The sequence below is a fragment of the Chitinophaga sp. genome (genome assembly GCF_035761305.1).
Lineage (GTDB): Bacteria > Bacteroidota > Bacteroidia > Chitinophagales > Chitinophagaceae > Chitinophaga.
The window spans coordinates 1-11,555 of sequence record NZ_DASTRI010000063.1; the positions used below are offsets into that span (position 1 = coordinate 1).

Here is an 11,555-nt window from a genome sequence, read left to right on the forward strand (position 1 = left end):
CCTGAAGGCAGGATATATCATGATCACCCAGGATGTAAGAGGCCGCTGGATGAGCGAAGGCACCTTTATGGACGTACGGCCCTACAACCCCAATAAAAAGGGCCGCAACGATATTGACGAAGCCAGCGATACTTACGACACCATTGACTGGCTGGTGAAAAACCTAACCGGTAATAACGGCAAGGTAGGCGTGTTTGGCATTTCATACCCGGGCTTTTACAGCACCATGGCTGCGTTAAGCGGCCACCCGGCCTTAAAGGCCGTAAGCCCGCAGGCGCCGGTAACAGACTGGTTCCATGGCGACGACTTTCATCATAACGGCGCTTTTTTTGTTATGGACGGGTTTTCTTTTTACACCTCCTTTGGTAAGCCACGCCCCCAACCCACCACTGTTGGGCCTAAAGATTTTGACTATTACACCCACGACAACTATAAGTTTTACCTGGAAACCGGCGCCCTCAAAAACTTTGCCCGCCTGATGGGCGACAGTATTGCTTTCTGGAAAGACCTGTACGCACATCCTAACCTGGACGCATGGTGGAAGGCCCGCAACGTACGGCCGCACCTGCAGCACGTGCAGCCGGCCATGCTCGAAGTAGGCGGCCTGTTTGACGCGGAAGATTGTTTTGGCGCATGGAACACTTACAAGGCCATTGAAAAGCAAAGCACCGGTACCAATAACCGCATTGTGATGGGTCCCTGGTACCACGGCCAATGGGCTTCAAAAGACGGCACCCACCTGGGCAATGTGCAGTTCAACAGCAATACTGCAGCATGGTATCAGCAAAACGTGGAAATTCCGTTTTTTGATTATTACCTCAAAGGAGAAGGCGCTGCTCCGGAGATTGCCGAAGCCACCGTTTTCTTCACCGGCGAAAACCAGTGGAAAAAGCTGCCCGTATGGCCGCCGGCAGATATGCAGCCCACTCCCGTTTACCTGCAAAACAATGGCAGGCTGAGTTTTAACAAACCCACCGGCGCCAACAGCTTTAGCGAGTATATAAGCGACCCTGCCAAACCTGTGCCTTATGCCGACGGTGTGCATTTTACCCGCACTATTAACTATATGACAGACGACCAGCGCTTTGCCGCCCGGCGCCCGGATGTGGTTGTATTTGAAACAGATACCCTTACTGAAGATGTTACCTTGGCAGGTCCCTTGCAGGCAAGCCTGGTGGTAAGCACCAGCGGCACAGATGCGGATTTTATTGTGAAGCTTATAGATGTATTTCCTGATGATTTTACCTATGGACCTGATGCAGCCACCGAGCACCGGCGTGTGCCCTCTGCCACCTACCCCATGGGCGGCTACCAGATGCTGGTACGCGGAGAGGTAATGCGCGGCAAGTTCCGTAACAGCTTTGAAAAGCCGGAACCCTTTGTACCCGGCCAGCCTACCCCTGTAAAGTTCAGCATGCCGGATGTAGCGCATACTTTTAAGAAAGGCCACCGCATTATGGTGCAGGTACAAAGCACCTGGTTCCCGCTGGTTGACCGTAACCCGCAGCAGTTCACCGATATATACCATTGCAGCGATTCGGACTTCCGCAAAGCCACCATCCGCATTTACCACGATGCTGCACATCCTTCCAGCGTGCTGTTACCCCTTATTAAGAATTAACAATTAAGAATGAATAATTAATAATACTCAGCGGCGGTGTTTTAGTTACACCGCCGCTGTTTTTTATAATAGCCATGAAGCTTTGTATAAACCATTTACACTTCAATCTACCTGCCGTTTGCCCAATAGCCAACCGGTTTTACGATAGTCTCAACGCCTGCTTTATTATTAATTATTAATTTTTAATTATTCATTATCTTTCTGCTTATATTTTTACAATTTATGATCAGAAAAATCCTGTTCCTGGGGGCCATAGGCCTGTTGAGCTTCCAGGGCTTTGCACAAACAAAAACCAAGGCAAAACCAAAGGCAAAAACGGCCGCCGCACCTGCACTGAAAACCAAGCTGGATTCTGTAAGCTATGCTATTGGACAGGATATAGGGAGAACCCTGAAAGCACAAGGCCTGGATAACCTGAATACCGCTATGCTCATGAAGGCAATACAGGATGCTACCAAAGATCAAAAGCCATTATTAACAAAAGAACAATGTGATATGAGTATCAGTGAATACCTCCAAAAGCTGAAAAGCGAAAAAGTTGCCAGGAATAAAGAAGCCGGCGAAAAATTCCTGGCAGAAAATAAAACCAGGCCCGGCGTGGTTACACTGCCCGATGGCTTACAATATCTCGTACTGAAAGAAGGTACCGGTCCCAAACCCACAGCTGCGGATAAAGTAAAAACGCATTACCACGGTACATTAATTGACGGTACTGTGTTTGACAGCTCAGTGGACAGGGGACAGCCGGTAAGCTTCCCGGTAGGCGGCGTAATAAAAGGGTGGACCGAAGCCCTGCAGCTAATGCCGGTTGGCTCCAAATGGCGCCTGTTCATTCCCGCCGACCTGGCCTATGGCGACCGCCAGGCAGGCCCTAAAATTGGCCCTGGCAGCACGCTGATATTTGACGTGGAGCTGCTGGAAATAGAAAAATAGATGTGCAGATATGCAAATGTGCAAATGTGCAGATATGCAGATGTTGTGGAGATTGCAAATGAATTAATTAATGTTTAAATAAAAATGTGCAGATGGATTGAATGGATCATTCAATTATCTGCACATTTTTATTTTTATTCAAAGCAGTTGTTCAACTCATCTGCACATTTGCACATCTGCATATCTGCACATTTAACACACTCTGTGTACGCGTTGTTCCAGCAGCATCAGGTCTGCCAGCACCATGGCGGTTACTGCTTCCAGCACTACGGGTACGCGCAGGGCAATGCACAGGTCATGGCGGCCTTTTACGCTAAAGGTTTCCACCTCCCCGCTTTTTATATTTAAGGTTTGCTGCTCTTTGGGAGTGCTGCTGGTAGGTTTCACTGCTACACGGAACACCAGCGGGTTGCCGTTGGTAATGCCGCCTACTACGCCACCGGCATTGTTGGTAGCGGTTTTGCCGGTAGTGTCTATAATAGGGTCGTTATGCTCCAGGCCTTTCATGCGGGCAGCTGCAAAGCCGGCGCCAAACTCAACGCCTTTAACGGCCGGTATAGAAAAGGCTGCATGCGCAATGCAGGATTCTACAGAGTCAAAAAAGGGCTCGCCCAGGCCAATAGGCAGGCCATCCACAACGCATTCTACAATGCCGCCTACAGAGTCTTTAGCGGCAATAGCAGCTTCCAGTCCTTCCTCAGGATCAGCATAACCGCCTACCTCCTTTAAGGCGGCGGCTACGGTAATATTGCTGCCTAATATCTTTTTAGCGATCACACCCGCGGCTACCAGGTTCAGGGTTAACCGGCCGCTGAAATGGCCGCCACCACGGTAGTCTTCAAAGCCGCCGAACTTTTTGGTGGCTACAAAATCCGCATGGCCGGGCCGGGGAAACTCACGCAGCTTCTCATAGTCGGCGCTGCGGGTATTGTTGTTCTCAAATAAAATGGTAATGGGTGCGCCGGTGGTGCGGTCGTTAAACACACCGGATTTAATGAACGGCAGGTCTTCCTCCTTTCGCGGGGTAGTGCCTCTTGCGCCGCCTTTACGCCGCTCCAGGTCGGGCAAAAAATCGGCCTGCTGCAGCGGAATACCCGCCGGCACGCCGTCAATATTTACGCCTACGCTGGCGCCGTGTGATTCACCAAAAACATTCACCCGGAATATGCGTCCAAAACCATTCATTGTAGCTAGTTTACATACAAGGTAAAGGGCGCAGCCCCACCTTCATTATTAATTCTTAATTATTAATTCTTAATTGCAGTATCTGCATATTTCACCTCAGCGCCTATCTTCTGCAAATGTTCAAAAAACTCAGGATAGGATTTGTTAATAGCTTCTGCATTCTCAATAGTTACCGGCCCGCTGGCTGTTAAAGCAGCTACGGCGCAGGCCATAGCAATACGGTGATCGTTGTGGGAGTGCACCTTTGCACCTTTAATGCCCGTACCGCCGTGCACTAACATATCATCGCCCTCCAGCTCAATACGGATGCCCATTTTACCAAATTCTTCCTGCAGGGTTTTACCACGGTCGCTTTCCTTATGCGCCAGGCGGCTTACTCCTTTTATTTTCGTAGTACCATTGCAGTTAGCAGCCAGCGCTACCAGCGGGGGAAAAAGGTCCGGGCAGTCCGTTGCATCAAAGGTAAAGGCTTCCAGCTTTCCTTTCTCCACTATTACGGTAAACACGCCGGGCATCATGTGTGCGCCTGCTTTTTCCAGCGCTTCCAGTATGGCTTTATCCGACTGGGCCGATTGTGTGTTCAGGTGCTGCAGTTCTGCCTTGCCTGCTACGGCAGCGGCTACCAGCAAAAAGGCGGCGCCGCTCCAGTCGCCCTCTACGGTGTATTCGCCGGCGCGGTAGCTTTGCTTTTTGCCAAAGTGAAAAGTTTCAAAGTGCTGCTGCTCCACTTTTACGCCAAACTGCTCCATCAGCTGCAACGTAAGCGCAATGTAAGGCTTGCTTTTCAGGTCCTTTACGGTGATGGTGGCATTTTCCGCCGCAGCGCCAAACGCCATTAGCAGGCCGGTAAGAAACTGTGAGCTGAGCGAGCCGTCAATAGTAATATCTTTCGGCCGCAGGGGGCCTTTAATATGCAAAGGCAGTTTACCCTCCCGGGTAGTGCATTCAACATCCAGCTGTGGCAGCACTTCTTCGAAAAAGCCCATAGGCCGGGTAGTTAAGCTACCATGGCCTTCAATGGTAATGGCAATATCTGCCAGCGCTGCTATGGGCGTAAACATGCGGATGCCCAGGCCGGACTCCCCGCAGTTAATGCTGTCATAAAAAGGCTTTACCCCATTGCTGGTGATCTCTATATCTTCTGCTACGCGTTTTATTTTAGCACCCAGGTTCTCGGCTACTTCCAGCGCTGCCAGGCAATCGTTGCTTAAACCGGGATTATGGATAACCGTTTTCCCCTTACTTAGCAAAGCCGCCGCCACAGCGCGCTGCATGGCGCTTTTTGACGGGTTGGCTGTAACAGTACCTTTTATTTCACCTGGTGATACGATGACTTGCATTTTCTTTTCTTCTTTTTTGATGGTGGAAGCAGCGTTTACTTCCGGTTTACAGTTCCTGCAACAATTGTTTCAGCTCCTCAAGGGGCACGGGCTTGGTAATTGCTTTACCAATGGTTTCCAGCAGCACAAAATGAATGGCGTTCTTTTCCCGCTTCTTGTCCAGCCTGAAAATATCAAACACCTTATCCTTGTCGGAGGTAAGCGTTACCGGCAGCTGGTAATCATTTATCAAACGCATTAAGCGGTTGGTATCGTCTACCGGCAGGCCGCTCAGCTTTTCAGATATTTTAGCGGCAGCTACCATACCTATGGCTACTGCTTTGCCATGCGCGATATGCTCTATTTTTTCCACTGCGTGGCCCAGTGTATGCCCGAAGTTGAGCCAGCGCCGCATACCGGTTTCAAACTCATCTTCCTGCACTACTTTGGTCTTCAGCGCAACAGAGCGTTCCACCAAATGCTCCAGCACAGTTACATCGCGCTCCAGGGCTTTCTCGCGGTGCTGCTCCAGGTAGCTGAACAGGTCAGCATCCATGATGCAGGCATACTTAATGATCTCCGCAAAACCGTTGTGCCACTCCTCATCCGGCATGGTGGCCGGCAGTGTGTAATCAAACAAAATAAACTCCGGCTGGCGAATGGTGCCCAGCATGTTCTTATGCTGACCGTGGCTGATGCCGTTTTTACCGCCCAGCGATGCATCTACCTGTGCTAACAGCGTAGAGGGCACAAAGCCAAAGGGAATGCCCCGCATGTAAATGCTGGCGGCAAACCCCGTAAGATCTGTAAGCATACCCCCGCCAATGCCTACCAGCATAGTTTTCCGGTCTGCTTCCAGCTCAATAAGCCCGTTCACGATCTGCTCCACCACTTCCATGCTTTTGTTCTCTTCCCCGTCGGGTATTACCAGCTTTTTCCAGCCAGGCAGGCGCATGCCGTGAAACTGGTCTACGTTTTCATCCATCACCAGTATGGTCCTGGACATATCCACATAATTACCCAGCTGCGTAAGCTGTTCGCCCATGTAATAGGTGGTGGCGCTTTGCTGAAATTGATACTTGAGTGTTTTCATATTTTTTGGAGCTGAAAGCGGAAAGCCTGAAAGCAGAAAGCTGAAAGCTAATTAACTTATATACCTAATGCTTTTTACTTTTTACCTTTTACTTTTTACTTTTTGCTTTACGCTTTTTGATCGTCGTTCATTACATGGTTCTGGCGGTTGATGGATTCCAGGTGCACGGCATCAAAATATTTCAGAACGAAGTCTTTGGTAAGGCCCAGCTTCTCCCCTTTCTTAATGCCACGGTCCAGTATCTCGTTCCAGCGGTTGGTTTGCAGAATGGTAATGTTGTTCTCTTTCTTGTACATCCCTATTTTTTCTGCCACCTTCATACGGTTGCCTAACAGCTGCAGTATCTCATCATCTATCTGGTTAATCTGCGCACGCAGCTTTTCCAGTGCAGTGTTAAAATCTTTACGGTCGGTACGTTCATGACGCCATACAATACCGTCCAGTATTTCGGCCAGCCTTTCCGGCGTTACCTGCTGCTTGGCGTCGCTCCACGCATTGTCAGGATCAACGTGTGTTTCCAGCATCAGGCCGTCATAATCCAGGTCAACGGCTTCCTGTGCAATTTCCTGCAGTATATCGCGGCGGCCGCCTATGTGGCTGGGATCGCAGATCATGGGCAGCCCCGGCATACGGCGTTTCAGCTCAATAGGCAGGTGCCACATGGGTGCGTTACGGTAATCGGTGTTGCCATAGCTGGAAAAACCGCGGTGTATTAACCCCACTTTGGTGATACCGGCTTTTTGTATACGCTCTACTGCGCCAATCCACAGCTCCAGGTCGGGGTTAATGGGATTTTTGATCAGCACCGTGGTGTCAACGCCTCTCAGCGCGTCGGCCACTTCCTGTACAGAGAACGGGTTTACCGTAGTACGGGCGCCTACCCACAGAATGTCAACCCCAAAGTGCAGCGCATCTTCTACCTGTTTAGCGGTAGCTACTTCTATAGCAACCGGCATGCCGGTCAGCTCTTTGGCTTTCTGCAGCCAGGGCAGGCCCTTGGTGCCAATACCTTCAAAGGAACCGGGACGGGTACGCGGTTTCCATATACCGGCGCGTAATACGTCTACCTTACCGGTTTTGGCCAGCGCCAGGGCGGTGGCCAGCGTTTGCTCTTCTGTTTCTGCGCTGCAGGGCCCTGAGATAATCAGCGGCTTTTTGTCAGATGACGGATCAGCGAATTTTGTTTTTGCTAAGATCTGTTCCATAATGTACGTTTTGGCTAAACGCTGAAGGCTTAATGCTGAACGCTGATTGTTTGATCTGATAAGCCCCTTTGCGCCTGCTATTTTAATTTTTGTTTTTGTTTCAGGTGATGCTGTATGCCTTTGCATAAGCGCAGGCATGCGGCGTTTACTTATTTTAATATCTTCCTGATCTTGTTGGATTTCTGGATCAGCTTATAAAAAGTATCATAATCTTCTGTTTCCAGCAGCTGCTTCATTTGCTGCAGCTGGTGAATATGCTCATCCAGCACATCCAGCACATTGCTGCGGTTATGCTTGAAAATGGGCACCCACATATCCGGCGAGCTTTTGGCCAAACGCACCGTGGATTCAAAACCACCGCTGGCCAGCTCAAAAATACGCCCCTGCTCCTTTTCCTTCTTCAATACTGTTAACGCCAGCGCAAAAGAGGTGATATGGGATATGTGCGATACGTAAGCGGTGTGCAGGTCGTGCTCTTCGGCATTCATATACACCAGGCGCATCTGCAGGGTTTCTACCAGCGTTTCTATTATTTCCAGCGCATCTTCATCGCTGTTCTTCACATCGCACAACACCATGGTGCGGTTGGTAAACAGGTTGGGTATGGCAGCTTCGGGGCCGGAATACTCGGTGCCGGCCATGGGATGGGCCGCTACAAAGCGTCCCCTGTTGGGATGACCGGCAACGAGTTCTAATATTTTCTTTTTGGTAGATCCCACATCCATCACTATCTGCTGCGGCTGTATTTTATCCAGTATGGCAGGCAGCAGCAGCAGCAACGCGTCAACCGGTATGGCCAGTATAATCAGCTGCGCCTGCTGCAGGGCAACATCCAGGGTGGCCGCTTCGTCGATAATCTTTAACGCCAGTGCTTTCTGCAGGTTCTGCTCCTGCTGATCAACGCCTATCACCCGGCTGGCCATGCCTTTCTCCTTCAGGCTAATTGCCAGCGACCCTCCTATTAAACCAACGCCTATTATAGCTACGACCATTTCAATTACGAATTATCAATTACGAATTACGAATGCCTGTGTTTTGTTGTTTAAGCTCATTTATTGCAGCAAAACTTTTTTGATTTTACTTTTTACCTTTTGCTTTTTGCTTTTTACTTTTTGCCTTTTACCTTTTCCTTAATCCGGTTAATGGCTTCGGTAAACACTGCTTCATCTTTACATAAGCTCACGCGGATATAGCCGTTGCCATTGCTGCCAAAGATGCCGCCGGGCGTGATAAACACATGCGCCTTTTGCAGTATTTCATCTGTAATGGCATAACCGTCTTTTGCGGTAGCCGGTATTTTTGCCCATACGAACATGCCTACCTGTTTGGTATCAAAGGTGCAGCCCAGCAGCTCCAGCAGCTCAAATACTTTTTTACGGCGGGCGCGGTAAATGGCATTCAGCTCGTTGTACCAGTCTTGCCCCAGCTCCAGCGCCTTTACAGCAGCCATTTGCACGGGCTGGAACATACCGGAATCCATATTGCTTTTAAAACGCAATACCTCATTGATCCAGGCAGCCTTACCCACCAGCATGCCTACACGCCAACCAGCCATGTTAGATGATTTGCTGAGGGAGTTAAGCTCCAGCACCACGTCTTTGGCACCTTCAACCTGGAGCAGGCTTTCCGGCTTATCATTCAGGATAAAGCTGTACGGGTTATCATGACAGATGAGGATGTTATGCTGTTTGGCAAATGCAATAAGCTTTTTCGCAAAACCGGTATTGGTAACCGCGCCGGTAGGCATATGCGGGTAATTCACCCACATGAGCTTTACCTTGCCCAGGTCTTTTTTTGACAGGGCATCCAGGTCCGGCAGCCAGCTGTTCTTTTCTTCCAGGTCATAGTCAACCACGGTAGCGCCGCTTAGCTGCACGGCAGAGCGGTAGGTAGGGTAGCCGGGGTTAGGCACCAGGGCTTCGTCCCCTTCCTGCAGGTAGGTCATGCAAATGTGCATGATGCCCTCTTTGGAGCCAATGAGCGGCAGCACTTCAGTATCTGCATCAAGGTGTACACCGTAAAACCGGTTGTACCAGTTTGCCATGGCTGCGCGCAATGCCGGTATGCCTTTATAGCCCTGGTAGGCATGGGTATTGGGCTTTTGGGCATATTCGTTCAAAGCGGCAATTACAGAGGGGTGCGGCGGAAGGTCAGGGCTGCCAATGCCCAGGTTAATTACGCTGGCGCCGGCCTTGTTCATCTCGTCTATTTCCCGCAGCTTTTTTGAGAAGTAGTACTCCTCTGTGTGCTGTAATCTTTTGGCTACCTGTATATTCATAAATTCCGGATTGCGGTTTTACCTTTTGCGGTTAATGCGTTGTTCCTTTTTTGTAAACACCCAGTACTGCCAGGTGTTCTGTTAAAGGGGTTATATGTTTAAGGCCCCTGTTAAAAAGGTCCAGGTCCTCAAACTCCATGTCTGCATGAAAATAGTACGTCCACTCGCGGGCAGGTATGGGAAATGACTGCAGTTTGGACAGGTTAATGCCGGCATCAGCTATTTTGCTAAGCACTTTGGCCAGGCTGCCGCGTTCATGGGATGTTTGAAAGTAAACAGATGCTTTGTTGGCATCCGGCGCAGGAGCTACGCCATTGCGCGAGATCACCAGGAAACGCGTATAGTTGTTTTTAGCGGTGTGGATGTTGGGCGCAATAATATCCAGGCCAAACAGCTCGGCGGCCAGCTTGCCGGCAATGGCAGCGGTGCTTTTGAGCTTCTTTTGCGCCACGTGTTTGGCGCTGAGGGCTGTATCTTCTGTTTCCACCAGCTTAATGTGCGGGTATTTTTCCAGGAAGTCCATGCATTGCAGCAACGCCATGGGGTGCGAATGCACTTCCCGTATATCCTCCAACGTTTGGCCGGGCAGCACCATCAGTTGCTGTTTAATTTGCAGGTACACTTCGCCGTTCACGTGCAGCCCTGAATTTTTAAGCAGGCTGTAATTAGGTAAAATGCTGCCTGCAATGGAATTTTCAATGGCCATTACTCCGCCGTCTACGTCGGGTTGATGCTTCACTTTCCGTACCAGTTCGGCAAAAGAGGCGCAGCATTCTACCTCAGTTTGTTTGCTGAAATAGCTTTGTGCCGCTATTTGGTGAAAAGATCCTTCAAAACCCTGTATTCCTATTTTCATTGGTATGTAATTGCTGTATTATGATGTTGTTATATAGCCATAAAAAAAGCCCCGGAGGAGCCGGGACCCTTTTTTTGTAACTGGTTTATATTTTTTTAGTTATTACAAAAGAGTCCCGGCCTTCTCCACATAAAAGAAGAAAAAGAAAAAGTAGTAAAAGTAAAAACCGGAACGACGCTGTAACATTGCTAATTTTTTAAATAAGAAAGGGCCCCTTTTTCAGGAGGCCCTTTTGCTAGTTTCTTTTATATTTTTGATACTTACAAACGACCTCCTATTTCCGGAACCAGAAATAAAAAAAACCATAAAAGTATCCAAAGGTCGCAGTGCGTATCATATTGTATGATTGTTTGCCCGACAAAAATACGCCGCGCTTTTTATTATCCAAGCCCTACCGTCAAAAATTATATTTTATTTAATAAAAGCACTTAAAAGCTAGTTTTTATTCAAAAAACGAAGAAAAGAAAGCCAGGTTTGGAGAAAAAGGGCGGACGGATAAAGAAGGCGCGGCAAACAGCAACAGCCCATAGCATAATAATTCATCCGGAAAGAAGGTCGTACGGCCTGTCACCAGTGGCATAATAATCAGGCCCAAAAAAAACAAATTAAGCGGAAGGCGGCCACCTTTTTTTCTATTAAAGCCGTGCCGCGAAGCTACAAAAGGCCGTTCCACATATGCAGAACGGCCTTTTTATAAAAAAACCTTTTTTGCTTGCCTTAGTGAGCTTTGCTGGTGTCAGCAGCAGCAGAATCAACAGCCATTTTAGCTGAGTCAGCAACAGCGTTAACAGCAGAATCAGCAGCAGCAGCAGTAGAATCGATAGATTCAGTAGCGGAAGTTGCAGCAGAGTCAGTAGATTCGCCGGTACCAGCGCCAGAACCGCAAGCTGCTACAAATAAACCGAAAGCCAGTGCTAAAAAGCCAATTTTCAGAGTGTTTTTCATTGTACAATGATTTTAAGGTTTTGGAAATAATTTCTTCTTTATACCTGGTTCGGGAAAAGGTAACCCATCTTTTGAAAAAAATTTTTTTTGGTACTTTGGGTTACCAAAAGCACCATAACT

Annotated in this window: 11 protein-coding genes; 2 read left to right on the forward strand and 9 right to left on the reverse strand. The window is 48.9% G+C overall.

Going from position 1 to position 11,555, the window contains the following annotated elements; translation table 11 throughout:
• The coding region (locus VFS25_RS06100; RefSeq protein ID WP_326461236.1) for a CocE/NonD family hydrolase at nt 1-1,621 on the forward strand (1,621 nt) is incomplete at its 5' end.
• Between the two features lie 222 nt (nt 1,622-1,843).
• The gene (locus VFS25_RS06105; RefSeq protein ID WP_326461237.1) at nt 1,844-2,554 is read left to right on the forward strand and encodes an FKBP-type peptidyl-prolyl cis-trans isomerase; all 711 of its coding nucleotides are present in this window, start codon (nt 1,844-1,846) and stop codon (nt 2,552-2,554) included.
• Nucleotides 2,555-2,746: 192 nt separating this feature from the next.
• On the opposite strand, the gene VFS25_RS06110 is transcribed toward VFS25_RS06105, so the two are convergent.
• The 9 genes from VFS25_RS06110 to VFS25_RS06150 form a co-directional block, all read right to left on the reverse strand.
• Nucleotides 2,747-3,739, reverse strand: a complete 993-nt coding sequence (locus VFS25_RS06110; RefSeq protein ID WP_326461238.1) for a chorismate synthase — start codon at nt 3,737-3,739, stop codon at nt 2,747-2,749.
• Between the two features lie 62 nt (nt 3,740-3,801).
• Nucleotides 3,802-5,079: a 3-phosphoshikimate 1-carboxyvinyltransferase gene (gene aroA / locus VFS25_RS06115; RefSeq protein WP_326461239.1), complete on the reverse strand. Its 1,278-nt coding sequence runs from the start codon at nt 5,077-5,079 to the stop codon at nt 3,802-3,804.
• Between the two features lie 46 nt (nt 5,080-5,125).
• The gene (gene aroB / locus VFS25_RS06120; RefSeq protein ID WP_326461240.1) at nt 5,126-6,151 is read right to left on the reverse strand and encodes a 3-dehydroquinate synthase; all 1,026 of its coding nucleotides are present in this window, start codon (nt 6,149-6,151) and stop codon (nt 5,126-5,128) included.
• Nucleotides 6,152-6,258: 107 nt separating this feature from the next.
• Nucleotides 6,259-7,356 carry a chorismate mutase gene (locus VFS25_RS06125; RefSeq protein WP_326461241.1) on the reverse strand — a complete coding sequence of 366 codons (1,098 nt, stop codon included), beginning with the start codon at nt 7,354-7,356 and terminating at the stop codon, nt 6,259-6,261.
• A 149-nt stretch (nt 7,357-7,505) separates the two neighbouring features.
• Complete coding sequence (locus VFS25_RS06130) at nt 7,506-8,348, reverse strand: prephenate dehydrogenase (RefSeq protein ID WP_326461242.1); 843 nt, start codon at nt 8,346-8,348, stop codon at nt 7,506-7,508.
• Nucleotides 8,349-8,461: 113 nt separating this feature from the next.
• Nucleotides 8,462-9,634 (reverse strand): pyridoxal phosphate-dependent aminotransferase, encoded by a 1,173-nt coding sequence (locus tag VFS25_RS06135; RefSeq protein ID WP_326461243.1) that lies wholly within the window; start codon nt 9,632-9,634, stop codon nt 8,462-8,464.
• Nucleotides 9,635-9,665: 31 nt separating this feature from the next.
• Complete coding sequence (locus VFS25_RS06140; protein ID WP_326461244.1) at nt 9,666-10,490, reverse strand: prephenate dehydratase; 825 nt, start codon at nt 10,488-10,490, stop codon at nt 9,666-9,668.
• A gap of 442 nt (nt 10,491-10,932) precedes the next feature.
• Entirely contained in the window at nt 10,933-11,163 is a 231-nt protein-coding gene (locus VFS25_RS06145; protein ID WP_326461245.1) for a hypothetical protein, read from the reverse strand.
• A gap of 44 nt (nt 11,164-11,207) precedes the next feature.
• Nucleotides 11,208-11,435 (reverse strand): hypothetical protein, encoded by a 228-nt coding sequence (locus VFS25_RS06150; RefSeq protein WP_326461246.1) that lies wholly within the window; start codon nt 11,433-11,435, stop codon nt 11,208-11,210.
• Between the last annotated feature and the right edge of the window lie 120 nt (nt 11,436-11,555).

Bases quoted from the DNA above. Each gene is read 5' to 3' on its own strand.
- aroB (WP_326461240.1), bottom strand. From the start codon at position 6,151: ATGAAAACACTCAAGTATCAATTTCAGCAAAGCGCCACCACCTATTAC.
- VFS25_RS06135 (WP_326461243.1), bottom strand. From the start codon at position 9,634: ATGAATATACAGGTAGCCAAAAGATTACAGCACACAGAGGAGTACTAC.
- VFS25_RS06150 (WP_326461246.1), bottom strand. From the start codon at position 11,435: ATGAAAAACACTCTGAAAATTGGCTTTTTAGCACTGGCTTTCGGTTTA.
- VFS25_RS06140 (WP_326461244.1), bottom strand. From the start codon at position 10,490: ATGAAAATAGGAATACAGGGTTTTGAAGGATCTTTTCACCAAATAGCG.
- VFS25_RS06130 (WP_326461242.1), bottom strand. From the start codon at position 8,348: ATGGTCGTAGCTATAATAGGCGTTGGTTTAATAGGAGGGTCGCTGGCA.
- VFS25_RS06110 (WP_326461238.1), bottom strand. From the start codon at position 3,739: ATGAATGGTTTTGGACGCATATTCCGGGTGAATGTTTTTGGTGAATCA.
- aroA (WP_326461239.1), bottom strand. From the start codon at position 5,079: ATGCAAGTCATCGTATCACCAGGTGAAATAAAAGGTACTGTTACAGCC.
- VFS25_RS06105 (WP_326461237.1), top strand. From the start codon at position 1,844: ATGATCAGAAAAATCCTGTTCCTGGGGGCCATAGGCCTGTTGAGCTTC.
- VFS25_RS06125 (WP_326461241.1), bottom strand. From the start codon at position 7,356: ATGGAACAGATCTTAGCAAAAACAAAATTCGCTGATCCGTCATCTGAC.